The organism is Agrococcus sp. GW821-FHT14H11 (assembly GCF_058803545.1).
The window spans coordinates 73041-86950 of record NZ_JBXAPA010000003.1 but is presented as its reverse complement, the minus strand read 5'-3'; the positions used below and the strand labels follow the sequence as shown (position 1 = coordinate 86950).

Here is a 13910-nt window from a genome sequence, read left to right as displayed (position 1 = left end):
TCACCGCATGACTGACATCCAGCTTCCCGCCCTCGGCGAGAGCGTCACCGAGGGCACGATCACCCGCTGGCTCAAGGCCGTGGGCGACGAGGTCGCGGTCGACGAGCCCATCGTCGAGGTCTCGACCGACAAGGTCGACACCGAGGTGCCCTCGCCCGTCGCCGGCACCATCACCGAGATCCTGGCCGACGAGGACGACACCGTCGAGGTGGGCGCGGTCATCGCGCGCGTCGGCGACGCGGGCGACGCACCGGCCGAGGAGGCCCCCGCCGAGGAGGCACCGGCCGAGGAGCCCGCCGCCGAGACCGCCACCGAGGGCACCGATCCCGAGGCGGACCAGGAGGCCGACGAGGAGTCGGCCGCCGAGGCGCAGGAGTCGCCCTCGCAGGAGGCGGAGCAGGCGGAGGAGGCCCCGCAGCAGGCGCCCGCGGCCGAGGCGAAGCCCGCCGCCGGCGGCGGCACCGACATCACGCTCCCCGCGCTCGGCGAGAGCGTCACCGAGGGCACGATCACCCGCTGGCTCAAGGCCGTGGGCGACGAGGTCGCGGTCGACGAGCCCATCGTCGAGGTCTCGACCGACAAGGTCGACACCGAGGTGCCCTCGCCCGTCGCCGGCACCATCACCGAGCTGCTCGCCGACGAGGACGACACCGTCGACGTCGGCGCCGTCATCGCCCGCGTGGGCGGAGCGGCTGCCGCGCCGGCCGACGAGCCGAAGACCGACGAGCCGCCGGCCGACGCCGACGGCTCCGCGCAGGCGCAGGACGCAGCACCGGCCCCGCAGGCCGAGCCCGCTGAGCCCTCCACCGAGCAGCCCGAGCCCGCCAAGGCTCCCGAGGCCGAGGCACCGAAGGCCGAGGAGCCCAAGGCGGAGCCGAAGGCCGAGGAGCCGAAGGCAGCGCCCGCGCAGCCCGCCGCGCCAAAGGCACCGGCAGCGCCGGCCCCGGCAGCCCCCGCACCCGCGGCTCCGGCCGCCGCAGCACCGGCAGCACCGGCACCGGCAGCACCGGCACCGGCAGCACCGGCGCCGAGCTCCTCCGGCTCGCCGTACGTCACGCCCATCGTGCGCAAGCTGGCGAACGAGCGCGGCGTCGACCTGGCGAGCCTGACCGGCTCCGGCGTGGGCGGGCGCATCCGCAAGGAGGACGTGCTGGCCGCCGCCGAGGCGAAGCCCGCCGAGGCACCGGCCGCGGCCGAGGCCCCCGCGGCATCCGCCGCCGAAGTCGAGGTGTCGCCGCTGCGCGGCACCACGGCGCCGATGTCGCGGCTGCGCAAGGTCGTGGCGAAGCGCGCGGTCGAGTCGATGCAGACGCTCGCCCAGCTCACCACCGTGGTCGAGGTCGACGTGACGAAGGTCGCGAAGCTCCGCGACGCCAAGAAGGCGGCCTTCCAGGAGGAGACCGGGCAGAAGCTCACGTTCCTGCCGTTCTTCACGCAGGCGGCGGTCGAGGCGCTCAAGTCGCACCCGCTGATCAACGCCACGGACGACGGCGAGCAGATCACCTACCCCGACACCGAGAACCTCTCGATGGCGGTCGACACCGAGCGGGGCCTGCTGACCCCGGTCATCCGCGACGCGGGCTCGAAGAGCATCCGCGAGCTGACGGCCGAGATCGCCGACCTCGCGCAGCGCACCCGCGACAACAAGCTGAGCCCCGACGAGCTCGCCGGCGGCACGTTCACGCTGACGAACACGGGCTCGCGCGGCGCGCTGTTCGACACCCCGGTCGTGTTCCAGCCGCAGCGCGCCATCCTCGGCGTCGGCACGGTCGTGAAGCGCCCCGTGGTCGTGCAGGTCGACGGCCAGGACTCGATCGCGGTCCGCTCGATGGTCTTCCTCGCCCTGTCGTACGACCACCGCATCATCGACGGCGCCGACGCGGCCCGCTACCTCGGCCAGGTCAAGGCCCGGCTCGAGGAGGGCGCCTTCGAGGTCTAGCCAGACCCCGGCTGCGCCGACCACGCGTCGCGCAGCACCCAACCGGCCTCGGTGCTCATCGCGAGCACCGAGGCCGGTGCCGTCTCGGAGACCACCCGCAACAGCCACGCGTCGCCCAGCTGCTGCACGACCTCGAGGCGCCCGTCGTCGGGCATCCGCCACGGCTCATCGGCGACGAGCTGCGGGCTGTCGGGCTCGTGCAGGCCGACGAGGCACGCGGCGTCGCCGACGTCGAGGCACGCCTCCCGCTCGGCGAGCAGGGCAGCCGCTCCCGCGAGCGGATCCGCAGTCACGGCGCCCGCTGCTGCATCGGCGGCATGGGAGGCGTCGGGCGCGCGAGTCGGATCGGTCGGCGCGGTGCTCGCGGGCGCGGTCGGCGCGGTCGCGGCAGGGGCATCGTCGGACGGGGCGTCTGCGCCGGCCGAGCCCGCCGGCAGCGCGAGCCCGAGCGCGATCGCGCCGGCGACGGCGCTCGCGCCCGCGATCGCCCAGAACCTCGGGCGCACCGAGCCAGCAGCCCCGCGTGCGCGCTCGAGCAGCGGGCCGCCCCGCGCCGCCGCGCGGTCGAGCAGCAGCGCGGCCCGCGACCAGAGCGCGTCGACGCCGCCCGCGCGGTCGCGGCGGCGCAGCCCGGCTCCGTGCCTCTGTCCGCCGCGCGCTCCGGCGCGATGCTCGGCCTCGCCGCGCGCCGGCGGCGGGTCGAGCGCGAGCGGCAGCCCGGGCCAGGCCGCGAGCAGCGCGTCGCCCGCGGCGGCGAGGTCGCGCCGCTCGAGGGCGGTCTCGACCGCCGCCGGCAGCGCGGCGCCGGCCGCCTCGACGACGGTCGCCGCGAGGCGCCGCCACGCGTCGACGTCCGCGGCGACCGCGGGGCTCGCGTCGCGCCACGCCTCGGTCGGCCTCGCCGTCTCGACCCGCGCGCCCGCCGCGAGCAGGAGCGGGGCGCCGTCGGGATCGAGCCGCACGTCCTGCGCGCCGAACCCGTCGACGGCGGCGCCGACCGCGTGCAGCGCGGCCAGCGCGGCCGCGACCGGCGCGAGCGCCGTCACCGCCTCGCCGGGCGCCGGTGCACCGCGCTGCAGGAGCCAGGCGGCCAGGTCGCGCGGCAGCAGGGGGCGGATGACCACGGCTCCCCCGTCGGTCGCGACGTCGAGGATGGGCACGAGGTGCGGATGCGCGGCGGCCAGCACAGCGTCGGCCTCCCTGGCGAGCGCGTCGTCGGCACCCGCCCGGCTGCGATGCACCTCGACCGCCGAGCCCGACGCATCCGCCGCCACCCACGCCTCGCGCTCGCCGTCGTGCCGCAGCGCCCGCACCAGCTGCAGCCCGGCGATCGTCGCCGGCCCCGTCGCTCCCTCGTCGTCCACGGCGGCGACCATGCCACCGGGGCGCGCGGCGCCGGGGTCTGCGCGCGACCGCCTGTGGAGAGCGGGCCGCTCCCGCGCCGGTATCCTGGACGGCATGGCACGCGACAGCGAGAAGGAGCCCGGCAGGCTCAAGACGATGTGGTCGATCTTCCAGATGACCCGCAGGAACGACCGGGCCGCGCTGCCGCTGATGCTGCTGGCGCTGCTGGGCCCGATCGCGCTCGTCACGGTGCTCGCGATCGTGCTGCGCCAGGACCCGCTGTTCTTCGTGCTCTGGATCATCTCCGGCGTGCTCATCGGCCTGATGCTGATGATGATGGTGCTCACCTGGCGGGCCGAGAAGATCGCGTTCGCGCAGATCGAGGGCCGCCCGGGCGCCGTCGGCGCCGTGCTGAAGAACGGCCTGCGCGGCAACTGGACGACGAGCGAGATGCCCGTCGCCGTGAACCCGCGCACGCAGGACGCGATCTACCGCGCCGTCGGCAAGCCCGGCGTCGTGCTCATCGCGGAGGGGCCGCGCGAGCGCGTCGCCCGCCTGCTCACCGACGAGCAGCGCAAGGTCAAGCGGATCGTGCCGAACGTGCCGATCCACGTCGTCGAGATCGGCCCCGACTCGGCCACGCCGCTGCGCCGCCTGACGCGCTCGATGCGCCGCCTGAAGCGCACGCTGTCGCGCGCCGAGGTGATGGCGGTCGCGAACCGGCTCACGTCGCTCGGCCAGGCGAACCTGCCCATCCCGAAGGGCATCGACCCGCGCAGGGTGCGGCCCGGCCGCCCCCGCTGACGTAACACCGCCGAAACATCGGCGTCACCGGCGTGCAACGGCTCCTGCGTAGCGTCGAAGGCACGGCATTCGCCCACCCCCAACCGCAAGTCAGGAGCATCATGTTCAAGGATTCCTCCGAGGTCCTCGCCTACATCAAGGACGAGGAGGTGAAGTTCCTCGACATCCGCTTCACCGACCTGCCGGGCGTGCAGCAGCACTTCAACATCCCCGCGTCGACGGTCGACGAGGAGTTCTTCACGGTCGGCCAGCTGTTCGACGGCTCGTCGATCCGCGGCTTCGCGAACATCCACGAGTCCGACATGCAGCTCATCCCGGACGTGACGACCGCGTACGTCGACCCCTTCCGCGAGCACAAGACGCTCGTGATGATCTTCGACATCTACAACCCGCGCACGGGCGAGATCTACCACCGCGACCCGCGCCAGGTCGCGCACAAGGCGGAGCAGTACCTCGCCTCGACCGGCATCGCCGACACCGCGTTCTTCGCGCCCGAGGCGGAGTTCTACATCTTCGACGACGTGCGCTACTCGGTGACGCAGAACCAGTCGTTCTTCTCGGTCGACTCCGAGGAGGGCGCCTGGAACACCGGTCGCGTCGAGGAGGGCGGCAACCTCGCCAACAAGACCCCGTACAAGGGCGGCTACTTCCCCGTCTCGCCGGTCGACAAGCAGGCCGACCTGCGCGACGACATCGTGCTGAAGCTCGAGGCGATCGGCCTGCAGGTCGAGCGCAGCCACCACGAGGTCGGCACCGGCGGCCAGGCCGAGATCAACTACCGCTTCAACACGATGGTGAAGGCGGCCGACGAGATCCTCGCCTTCAAGTACATCGTGAAGAACACGGCCGAGGAGTGGGGCAAGACGGCGACGTTCATGCCGAAGCCGCTCTTCGGCGACAACGGCTCGGGCATGCACACGCACCAGTCGCTGTGGCTCGACGGCAAGCCGCTCTTCTTCGACGAGAACGGCTACGGCAACCTCTCCGACGTCGCCCGCTGGTACATCGGCGGCCTGCTCGCGCACGCGCCGGCGGTCCTCGCGTTCACGAACCCGTCGATCAACTCGTACCACCGCCTCGTCAAGGGCTTCGAGGCGCCGGTCAACCTGGTCTACTCGGCCGGCAACCGCTCGGCGGCCATCCGCATCCCCATCACCGGCTCGAACCCGAAGGCGAAGCGCATCGAGTTCCGCGCCCCCGACGCCGCGTCGAACCCGTACCTCGCGTTCGCTGCGCAGATGATGGCCGGCCTCGACGGCATCAAGAACCGCATCGAGCCGCACGAGCCGGTCGACAAGGACCTCTACGAGCTGCCGCCCGAGGAGGCCAAGGACATCCCCCAGGTGCCCGGCACGCTCGAGGAGGCGCTCGTCGCGCTCGAGCAGGACCACGAGTTCCTCCTCGAGGGCAACGTGTTCACGAAGGACCTGATCGACACCTGGATCGCGTACAAGCGCGAGCACGAGATCCTGCCGATGGCGCAGCGTCCGCACCCGTTCGAGTTCGAGCTCTACTACGGGGTCTGACGCCACCACGGCGCACTGACGGGGGCCGGGTTCCTTGGGGGGACCCGGCCCCTCTATGCGCTCAGAGCGCGACTGCCTCGCCGCAGACGCCGCACACCTCGAGCTCGCGGCGGCGCCAGCGGGCGATGGGGATGAAGAACAGCGTGAACTGCTGGAACGTCTGCACCCGCGACCAGACGGTCGTGTTGCCGCAGCGCGGGCACGTGCGCGTCGCGCCCGGGCCGAGGTCGCGCTGCTTGCCGCCGAAGCCGAAGATGAAGAGCATCGCGCCAGGATAGGCGCCGCTCCTCGACGCCGGCCGCGCGAGCGGTGGATCAGTCCTCGTAGAACAGGCGGTCGAAGACCCGCCGCGCGCGGCGCGTCGTCGCGAGGTACTCCTCCTCGAGCGCCTGCGCGGAGTGGGCGGGCATGCCGATCAGGCGCGCGACCGCCTCGAGCTCGTCGCGGTCGACCGGCAGCAGGTCGGTCGAGCGGGCGCGCGCGAGCGCGAGGGCGTTCCGGATGCGCGTGGCCAGGCTCCACGCGGCCCGCAGGGTCTCGGCGTCGCGGTCACCGACCAGGTCGGCGCGCGCCGCCGCGGCGAGCGCCTCGAGCGTCGACGTCGTGCGCAGGTTCTCCTCATGGCCGGCGTGCCGCAGCTGCAGCAGCTGCACGAGCCACTCCACGTCGCTCAGCGAGCCGTCGCCGAGCTTCAGGTGCCGGCGCCGGTCGGCGCCCCTCGGCAGCCGCTCGGCCTCGACGCGCGCCTTGATGCGGCGCACCTCGCGCACCGACGACGCCGGGAAGTCGGCCGGGTAGCGGCGCTCGTCGATGACGGCCATGAGCTCGCCGGCGAGCTCGGCGTCGCCGGCGAAGGGGCGCGCCCGCAGCAGCGCCTGCGCCTCCCACGGCTCCGACCAGCGCTCGTAGTAGGCGCGGTAGCTCTCGAGCGTGCGCACGAGCGGGCCCTGACGGCCCTCCGGCCGCAGCCCCGCATCCATCTCGAAGGGCAGCGTCGGGTCGGCGAGCGTCTCCTGCACGCGGCGGATGACGGCGGTCGCGGCTGCGACCGGGTCGCCCTCGCCGCGCACGACGTGCATGACGTCGATGTCGCTGCCGAAGCCGATCTCGCGGCCGCCCGTGCGCCCCATGGTGATCGTCGCGAGCCGGAGGCCCTCGGGCCGGTGGAGCGCGATGGCCGCGTCGACGAGGGCCGCGGCGATGCCGGTGAGGGCCGCGCCGACCGCCGACTCGTCGATGCGCTGCAGCGCGCTCGCCATCGCGACGCGCAGGTGCTCGCGCCGGCGCAGCGTGCGCAGCGCCTGCCGCAGCGCGTCGGCGTCGCCGGCGTGGCGGGCGAGCACGGCGGCGGCCTCGTCGCGCAGCGCCTCCTCGGAACGCGGCCGCAGCTGGTCGTCGTCGTCGAGCCACGATGCGGCCTCGGGGATGCGCTCCATGAGCGCGCCGATGAGCTTCGACGAGGAGAGGAGCCGCGTGAGGCGCCGCGCGGCGACGGGCGAGTCGCGCAGCATGCGCAGGAACCAGGGGCTCTCCCCCAGTGCCTCGCTCAGCCGCCGGAACGACAGCAGGCCCATGTCGGGATCGACGCCCTCGGCGAACCAGCCGAGCAGCACCGGCAGCAGCAGCCGCTGGATCTGCGCGCGCCGGCTGACGCCGCCGGTGAGCTCGGCGATGTGCCCGAGCGCGCCCTTCGCGTCGACGTAGCCGGAGGCGCGCAGGCGCCGCGCGGCGTGCTCGGGCGTGAGCCGCACGTCGTCGTGCGCGAGCGACGCGACCGCGCCGAGCAGCGGCCGGTAGAACAGCCGCTCGTGCAGCGTGCGCACCGCGCGCCGGACCGCCTGCCACCGCTCGTCGAGCGCCGACGCATCCGCCAGCCCAGCCGTGCGCGCGAGCCGCCGCAGCTCGTCCTGCTCGACGGGCATGAGGTGCGTGCGACGCATGCGCCAGAACTGGATGCGGTGCTCGAGCACGCGCAGGAACCGGTAGTGGGCGCCGAACTCGTCGCGGTCGGCGCGCCCGATGATGCCGCGCGCGGCCAGCGCGTCGAGCGCCTCGAGCGTGCCGCGCTGGCGGAGGCTCTCGTCGTCGGCGCCGTGCACGAGCTGCAGCAGCTGCACGGTGAACTCGATGTCGCGCAGGCCCCCGGGGCCGAGCTTCAGCTGCCGGGGCGCCTCGTCGGCGGGGATGTGCTCGGTGACGCGCTCGCGCATGCGCTGCACCGACTCGACGAACCCCTCGCGGCCCGACGACTCCCACACCTTCGCGCGCACCGCCTCCTCGTAGGCGGCGCCCAGCTGCCGGTCGCCGGCGACCGCGCGCGCCTTGAGCAGCGCTTGGAACTCCCACGACTTCGCCCACCGCTCGTAGTAGGCGACGTGCGACGCGAGCGTGCGGGTGAGGGCGCCGTCCTTGCCCTCGGGGCGGAGGTTCGCGTCGACCTCCCACAGCGGCGGCGCCGACTGGAACTGCGCGCACGCCGCGGCGGTCTCGCGCGCGAGGAGCGTGGCGATCTGGGTCGCGGCGGGGTCGTCGACGCCGTCGGCCTCGTGCACCCAGATGACGTCGACGTCGCTCAGGTAGTTGAGCTCGCGCGCACCGGTCTTGCCCATGCCGATGACCGCGAGCCGCACCCCGTCGGCCTGCTCGCCGAAGCGCTCCCGGGCGGCGGCGCGGGCGATCGCGAGCCCCGCCTCGAGCGCCGCGGAGGCCAGGTCGGCGAGCGCGGTCGACACCCGCTCGACGTGCTCGACCGGGTCGGGCAGCCCGAGGTCCCACGCGACGAGCTCGGTGAGGTGGCGGCGGTAGCGGCCGCGCATCGCGGCGACGGCGGCGTCCTTCGGCGTGCGCGCGACGCCGTCGGCCGCGTCGACGGCCTCGAGCAGGCTCCGGCGGTAGTCGTCGGCGCCCGCGGGCGCCGACGGGCGAGCGGCGACGTCGAGGTCCTCGGCGTGCCGCTCGAGGTGCTCGGCGATGCCGAGCGAGCCGCCGAGCACCCGCATGAGCGACGCGCGCGACGCCTCGTCGCCCGTGGCGCCGGACAGATCGATCCCGGCCCGCACGAGGCGCACGAGCATCTGCAGGGCCGTGTCGGGGTCGGCGGCGCGCGAGCACTCGTCGACGAGGCCCGTGAGGCCCTCCGGCAGCTCGTCGAGGCACGCCTCGGCGCGGCTCGGCTCGCGGAAGCCCAGCTGCGCCAGGCGGGTCCGCGGCGAGGGGACGCGCATGCGCTACAGGGAGAGCAGGTTCGACTCGAGCTCGACCCGGGTCACCTGCGCGCGGTACCGCTGCCAGTCCTCGCGCTTGTTGCGCACGAAGAACGAGAAGACCTGCTCGCCGAGCGTCTCGGCGACGAGCTCCGACTCCTCCATCGCGCCGATGGCGCGGTCGAGGCTCGCGGGCAGCGGCTTGTAGCCGAGCGCCTTCCGCTCGCGGTCGGAGAGCTGCCAGATGTCCTCGATCGCCTCGTCGGGCAGCTCGTAGCCCTCCTCGATGCCCTTGAGGCCCGCGGCCAGCAGCACCGAGAACGCGAGGTACGGGTTCGCCGCGGAGTCGAGGCCGCGGTACTCGACGCGCGCCGACTGCGCCTTGTTCGGCTTCGACAGCGGCACGCGCACGAGCGCCGAGCGGTTGTTGTGGCCCCAGCTGACGTAGCTGGGGGCCTCGTCGCCCGACCACATGCGCTTGTAGGAGTTGACGAACTGGTTCGTGACGGCGGTGATCTCGGGCGCGTGGTGCAGCAGGCCCGCCATGAACTGGCGGCCGACCTTCGACAGCCGGTACTCGCCCGCCGGGTCGTGGAACGCGTTGCGCTCCCCCTCGAAGAGCGACATGTGCGTGTGCATGCCGCTGCCGGGCTGCCCCTCGAACGGCTTCGGCATGAAGGTCGCGTACACGCCCTCCTGCATCGCGACCTCCTTCACCACGGTGCGGAAGGTCATGATGTTGTCGGCGGTCGAGAGCGCGTCGGCGTAGCGCAGGTCGATCTCGTTCTGGCCGGGCCCCGCCTCGTGGTGGCTGAACTCGACCGAGATGCCGATGTCCTCGAGCATGCGCACGCTCGCGCGGCGGAAGTCGTGGGCGGTGCCGCCGGGCACGTTGTCGAAGTAGCCGGCGCGGTCGACGGGCTCGGGGTGCGCGACATCGGCCGACTTCAGCAGGTAGAACTCGCACTCGGGGTGCGTGTAGAAGCTGAAGCCGCGGTCGGCGGCTTTCGCGAGCGTGCGCTTCAGCACGTGCCGCGGGTCGGCGGCGGCGGGCTGGCCGTCGGGCGTCGAGATGTCGCAGAACATGCGCGCGGTCGGGTCGATCTCGCCGCGCCACGGCAGGATCTGGAACGTCGACGGGTCGGCCTTCGCGATGACGTCGGCCTCGGAGGAGCGCGAGAGCCCCTCGATCGACGAGCCGTCGATGCCGAGGCCCTCGGTGAAGGCGCCCTCGACCTCGGCGGGCGCGATCGCGACGGACTTCAGCGTGCCGAGCACATCCGTGAACCACAGCCGCACGAACTTCACGCCGCGCTCCTCGATCGTGCGAAGCACGAAGTCCCGCTGCTTGTCCATCCGCGTCCCCCCTGTTGACCTCCCCTCAGGCTAGTGGTCGCGGCCGGGCGTGCGGTTAGGCTCGGGGCATGGCAGCGAGCGACAGCGCACAGGAGCAGGCAGCCCCCTACGGCGGCGGCTCGGCAGGGCCGAAGCGCGTGCGCATCCGGCACTTCCAGCAGGCGAAGCGCGACGGCGTGAAGATCACCGGGCTCACGAGCTACGACCACCTCACAGCGGGCATCTTCGACCGCGCCGGCATCGACTTCCTGCTCGTGGGCGACTCCGCCGGCAACACCGTCTTCGGCTACGACACCACGCTGCCCGTGACCGTCGACGAGCTCATCCCCCTCACCCGCGCGGTCGCGCGCGGCGCGAAGCGGGCGCTCGTGATCGCCGACCTGCCGTTCGGCTCGTACGAGACCAACCCGCGCGAGGCGGTGCACACCGCGATCCGCTTCATGAAGGAGACGGGCGCGCATGCCGTGAAGCTCGAGGGCGGCGAGCGCTCGGCCGAGCAGATCCGCCACATCGTCGAGGCCGGCATCCCCGTGATGGCGCACATCGGCTTCACGCCGCAGTCGGAGCACGGGCTCGGCGGCCACGTGATCCAGGGCCGAGGCGACCGCGGCGCGGCGCAGCTGCTGCGCGACGCGCGGGCCGTCGAGGAGGCGGGCGCCTTCGCCGTCGTGCTCGAGATGGTGCCCTCCGAGGCGGCGCGAGCCGTCACCGAGGCGCTCACGATCCCGACGATCTCGGTCGGCGCGGGCCCGCACTGCGACGGGCAGCTGCTCGTCTGGACCGACTGGGCCGGGCTCACGACCGGCCGCATCCCCCGCTTCGTCAAGCAGTACGCGCAGCTCGCGCAGACGCTCGAGGACGCCGCGAACGCCTTCCGCGAGGACGTCTCGTCGGGCGAGTACCCGGCGCCCGAGCACGAGTACGAGTAGCGACGTGCGCGTCGCCCTGCTGCTGCGCGGCGTGAACGTCGGCGGGGTCTCGGTGCGCTCGGCAGACCTCCGCGCCGTGCTCGAGGCGGCCGGCCTCGGCGCGGTGCGCACGGTGCTCGCGAGCGGCAACGCGGTCGTGACGGCGACGGATGCGCCGGCGGCGGCCGAGGCGGCCGAGCGCGCCCTCGAGGCGCGGTACGGCAGGCGCATCCGGGTGCTGGGGCTGCCGACGGCAGCGCTCCAGCGCATCGTCGACGCCTACCCGCACGCGGAGGACGACGCGCACACGCCCTACGTGGTGCTCGAGCTCGAGCCGGGCGTCGCACGGGAGCTCGCCGCGCTCGAAGCCGGCGAGGGGGAGGCGATCGCGGCCGGCGCCGGGGTCGTCTACTGGTCGAACCCGAAGGGCACGACGCTCACGAGCCCGTTCGCCAAGGCGCTCGAGCGCACCGCGAAGGACCGCGTGACGACCCGCAACCTCCGCACGCTGCGGAAGGTGCTCGCGGCGGCCTGAGCAGCGATCGGGCGGTCACCGCGCGATGACGCCGCCCGCTCGATCGGGCTGAGCGGGCCGTCGGCCGCCCATGCCGCTCGAGGAGGCGCTCAGCCCGATCGAGCGCTCAGCCGTGGACCACCACGCGCATGCCTTCCACGTCTGCGTCGCCCGGCGGGGTGGAGCTGCCGCATCGAGGCATCGAGACTGAGGCGCACCGCGCCGTCACGGTTCGCGATCGATCGCGCGAGCGTGCTCTTGCCGGCGCCGTTCAGCCCGACGAGCAGGTGCACGAGGGCCACGGCGTCAGCGCTGCGCCGGGTCGTCCTCCGCGGCCTCGGCGCCGCCCTCGGAGCCCTCGCCCCACGAGTCGTCGGAGGCGTCCTCCGCGGCCCACTCGCGCGAGCGCTGCGCGATGATCTCGGGCGCCCGCGCGGCCTCCTCGCGGGAGGAGAAGGGCCCTGCCCGGTCGTAGCCGGGAGAGACCATGCCCTCCTCGACGACGCCCGTCTCGAGGTTGTACCAGTACTCCGCCATGCCGTCCTCCTCGGGTGGGATGGAACCGTCTGCCTAGGATGGACACTATGCCGAAGGACGCTGGAGGTCACCTCATCCCCGGCCGCATCGGCCCCGAGCGCCGGGTCGACGCATCCATCGCCCGGCCCGAGTACGTCGGGCGGCCGGCGCCCGCGAAGCACGTCGGGGGCGACGTCTACGACGAGGCGACGATCGACCGCATCCGCGCGGCCGGCACGATCGCCGCCGACGCGATCGCCGCCGTCGGCCAGGCCGTGCGGCCCGGCATCACGACCGACGAGCTCGACGCGATCGGCCACGACTGGGTCACCCGGCACGGCGCCTACCCCTCCACGCTCGGCTACCGCGGCTACCCGAAGTCGGTGTGCTCGAGCGTCAACGAGGTCATCTGCCACGGCATCCCCGACGACACGGTGCTCGAGGCCGGCGACATCGTGAACATCGACATCACCGCGTTCAAGGACGGCGTCCACGGCGACTCGAACCGCACCTTCGTCGTCGGCGAGGCCTCGGACGAGGTCGCGCGGCTCGTCGAGCGCACGGAGGAGGCGCTCCGCCGCGGCATCCGCGCCGCGATGCCCGGCCGCCGCGTCAACGTGATCGGCCGCGCGATCGAGATGTACGCGAAGCGCTTCGGCTACGGCGTGGTGCGCGACTTCACGGGCCACGGCGTGGGCACGTCGTTCCACTCGGGCCTCATCATCCCCCACTACGACACCGACCGGTACGACACCGAGATCGTGCCCGGCATGGTGTTCACCATCGAGCCGATGCTCACCCTCGGCACGCACGAGTGGGAGGGCTGGGACGACGGCTGGACCGTCGTCACGAAGGACCGCTCGATCACCGCGCAGTTCGAGCACACGATCGTGGTGCGCGAGACGGGCGCCGAGATCCTCACCCTGCCATCGGCGTGATCCGATCCGTGGCAGGATCGTCGCCGTGACCAAGTCCAAGCACATGGCAGTCGGCGTCGACATCGGCGGCACCGGCGTGAAGGCAGCCCTCGTCGACGTGGCGGAGGGCACGCTGCTGAGCGACCGGGTCAAGGTGCCGACGCCGGTCGGCGGCGAGCCCGACGACATCCGCGACGCGGTGGTCGAGCTCGTGGGGCGTCTCGAGGTCGAGGCCGACACGCCCATCGGCGTGACCTTCCCCGCGATCGTGCGCCACGGCCGCACGATGAGCGCCGCGAACGTCTCGAAGGCGTGGATCGGGCTCGAGGCGGAGCGGCTGTTCGAGCAGGCGCTGGGCCGCGACATCCACTTCGTCAACGACGCCGACGCCGCCGGGTTCGCCGAGGACCACTACGGCGCGGCGAAGGATGCGTCGGGCCTCGTGATCATGACGACGCTCGGCACCGGCATCGGCGGTGCGCTCATCTACGACGGCGTGCTCATCCCGAACGCCGAGCTCGGGCACCTCGAGCTCGACGGCCACGACGCCGAGACTCGCGCGTCGAACCGAGCGCGCGAGACCGAGGGCCTCAGCTGGGAGGCGTGGGCCGTGCGCCTGCAGCGCTACTACAGCCACCTCGAGTTCATCTTCTCGCCCGACCTGTTCGTCGTCGGCGGCGGCGTCTCGAAGTCCTCGGAGATGTTCCTGCCGCTGCTGCACCTCGACACCCCGATCGTGCCGGCGATGCTGCGCAACAACGCGGGCATCATCGGCGCCGCGGCGCTCGCGCGCGGCGTCTGACGCCCGGAGCCCGCCGACGTCGAGCTTCCCCGCATCGCGGGTTCCCGGAGGGGGATCCCGGCGCTCGGGGAAGCTCGACGG

General features: G+C 73.5%; 13 protein-coding genes. 7 read left to right on the top strand and 6 right to left on the bottom strand.

What is annotated here, in order from left to right:
• Positions 1–7 precede the first annotated feature (7 nt).
• Positions 8–1939: a 2-oxoglutarate dehydrogenase, E2 component, dihydrolipoamide succinyltransferase gene (gene sucB, locus AC1RNL_RS04355; protein ID WP_492934555.1), complete on the top strand. Its 1932-nt coding sequence runs from the start codon at positions 8–10 to the stop codon at positions 1937–1939.
• Here the strand turns inward: sucB and AC1RNL_RS04350 are convergent.
• Positions 1936–3303 (bottom strand): hypothetical protein, encoded by a 1368-nt coding sequence (locus tag AC1RNL_RS04350; protein WP_492934554.1) that lies wholly within the window; start codon positions 3301–3303, stop codon positions 1936–1938. The genes sucB and AC1RNL_RS04350 overlap by 4 nt on opposite strands.
• Before the next feature lie 94 nt (positions 3304–3397).
• On the opposite strand from AC1RNL_RS04350, the gene AC1RNL_RS04345 reads away from it, so the two are divergent.
• Positions 3398–4087, top strand: coding sequence for a DUF4191 domain-containing protein (locus tag AC1RNL_RS04345; RefSeq protein WP_492934553.1), 690 nt, complete (start codon positions 3398–3400; stop codon positions 4085–4087).
• 101 nt (positions 4088–4188) lie between these two features.
• Entirely contained in the window at positions 4189–5613 is a 1425-nt protein-coding gene (glnA, locus tag AC1RNL_RS04340) for a type I glutamate--ammonia ligase (protein WP_128188675.1), read from the top strand.
• 61 nt (positions 5614–5674) lie between these two features.
• Here glnA and AC1RNL_RS04335 read toward each other — a convergent pair whose 3' ends face one another.
• The 3 genes from AC1RNL_RS04335 to AC1RNL_RS04325 are packed head-to-tail and all read right to left on the bottom strand — an operon-like array spanning position 5675 to position 10172.
• Positions 5675–5878, bottom strand: a complete 204-nt coding sequence (locus tag AC1RNL_RS04335; RefSeq protein WP_492934552.1) for a zinc-ribbon domain-containing protein — start codon at positions 5876–5878, stop codon at positions 5675–5677.
• A 49-nt stretch (positions 5879–5927) separates the two neighbouring features.
• Positions 5928–8837 carry a bifunctional [glutamine synthetase] adenylyltransferase/[glutamine synthetase]-adenylyl-L-tyrosine phosphorylase gene (locus AC1RNL_RS04330; RefSeq protein ID WP_492934551.1) on the bottom strand — a complete coding sequence of 970 codons (2910 nt, stop codon included), beginning with the start codon at positions 8835–8837 and terminating at the stop codon, positions 5928–5930.
• Between the two features lie 3 nt (positions 8838–8840).
• Entirely contained in the window at positions 8841–10172 is a 1332-nt protein-coding gene (locus tag AC1RNL_RS04325; protein ID WP_128188672.1) for a glutamine synthetase family protein, read from the bottom strand.
• Positions 10173–10240: 68 nt separating this feature from the next.
• On the opposite strand from AC1RNL_RS04325, the gene panB reads away from it, so the two are divergent.
• Together panB and AC1RNL_RS04315 are read left to right on the top strand one after the other, a co-directional pair.
• Positions 10241–11101 carry a 3-methyl-2-oxobutanoate hydroxymethyltransferase gene (panB, locus tag AC1RNL_RS04320; RefSeq protein ID WP_128188671.1) on the top strand — a complete coding sequence of 287 codons (861 nt, stop codon included), beginning with the start codon at positions 10241–10243 and terminating at the stop codon, positions 11099–11101.
• A 4-nt stretch (positions 11102–11105) separates the two neighbouring features.
• Positions 11106–11615 (top strand): DUF1697 domain-containing protein, encoded by a 510-nt coding sequence (locus tag AC1RNL_RS04315; RefSeq protein WP_128188670.1) that lies wholly within the window; start codon positions 11106–11108, stop codon positions 11613–11615.
• Between the two features lie 89 nt (positions 11616–11704).
• Here the strand turns inward: AC1RNL_RS04315 and AC1RNL_RS04310 are convergent, their stop codons facing one another.
• Positions 11705–11887 (bottom strand): AAA family ATPase, encoded by a 183-nt coding sequence (locus AC1RNL_RS04310; protein WP_492934644.1) that lies wholly within the window; start codon positions 11885–11887, stop codon positions 11705–11707.
• A gap of 13 nt (positions 11888–11900) precedes the next feature.
• Complete coding sequence (locus tag AC1RNL_RS04305) at positions 11901–12131, bottom strand: SPOR domain-containing protein (RefSeq protein WP_492934550.1); 231 nt, start codon at positions 12129–12131, stop codon at positions 11901–11903.
• A gap of 47 nt (positions 12132–12178) precedes the next feature.
• Between AC1RNL_RS04305 and map the strand changes: the two genes are divergently transcribed.
• Both map and ppgK read left to right on the top strand, forming a co-directional pair.
• Positions 12179–13048 carry a type I methionyl aminopeptidase gene (map, locus tag AC1RNL_RS04300; RefSeq protein WP_492934549.1) on the top strand — a complete coding sequence of 290 codons (870 nt, stop codon included), beginning with the start codon at positions 12179–12181 and terminating at the stop codon, positions 13046–13048.
• A 25-nt stretch (positions 13049–13073) separates the two neighbouring features.
• The gene (gene ppgK / locus AC1RNL_RS04295; RefSeq protein ID WP_492934548.1) at positions 13074–13829 is read left to right on the top strand and encodes a polyphosphate--glucose phosphotransferase; all 756 of its coding nucleotides are present in this window, start codon (positions 13074–13076) and stop codon (positions 13827–13829) included.
• The last annotated feature ends 81 nt before the right edge of the window (positions 13830–13910 follow it).